This is a genomic window from Virgibacillus xinjiangensis (assembly GCF_042643145.1).
GTDB classification, from domain to species: Bacteria; Bacillota; Bacilli; order Bacillales; family Amphibacillaceae; genus Virgibacillus_O; species Virgibacillus_O xinjiangensis.
In genome coordinates this window covers 1-622 of record NZ_JBHRSA010000062.1, presented here as the reverse complement: position 1 = coordinate 622, position 622 = coordinate 1, and the positions used below count along the sequence as shown (strand labels likewise).

General features: G+C 39.5%; 1 protein-coding gene. It reads right to left on the bottom strand.

What is annotated here, in order from left to right:
• A partial coding sequence (locus ACFOGI_RS16765; protein ID WP_390275123.1) for an ATP-binding protein occupies positions 1 to 622 on the bottom strand: 622 nt, incomplete at both ends.

Here is a 622-nt window from a genome sequence, read left to right as displayed (position 1 = left end):
CTGCTTCCGTTAAGATTGGATCGCCGAATACATGGTTCCACTGTCCAAACTGTAAGTTTGTTGTGATGATAATACTTTTGGTTTCATAACACATCGATATTACTTGAAATAGTAGTTCTGCTCCTTCTTTATTCAATGGAATGTACCCCAATTCGTCTAACACTAATAAATCAAGCTTTTTGATCTGCTTCATTACTTTCTGAAGTTCTCCTTTTTGGTTGGCTTCCAGGAGATGATTCACCAAAGATGCCACCGTAAAGAACTTTACTTTACTGCCAAAACTACGTATGGCATTCAAGCTAATTAACGTTGCCAAATATGTTTTCCCTGTACCAACCCCTCCATATAAGATGAGGTTTTCTTTTTCATGGATGAAGTCGCCATTCAACACAGCTTCTCGGCTAATCCCTTGTGGGATTTGAATATGCTCCCACTGAAATGGCTGAGCACCTGTCTTGGGTAGTTGAGCCTGACTAAGTAAAAGGTTGATTTTTCTTTCTTCTCGATTCTCTACTTCTCGTTTGAATAATTCCAGAAGGAATTCTTCATTCGTATCGGCGTTGACCTCCTGATAATGCTCGCGAATCCAGCTTAGTTTCAAACGTTTCGCCAACATTTCTAT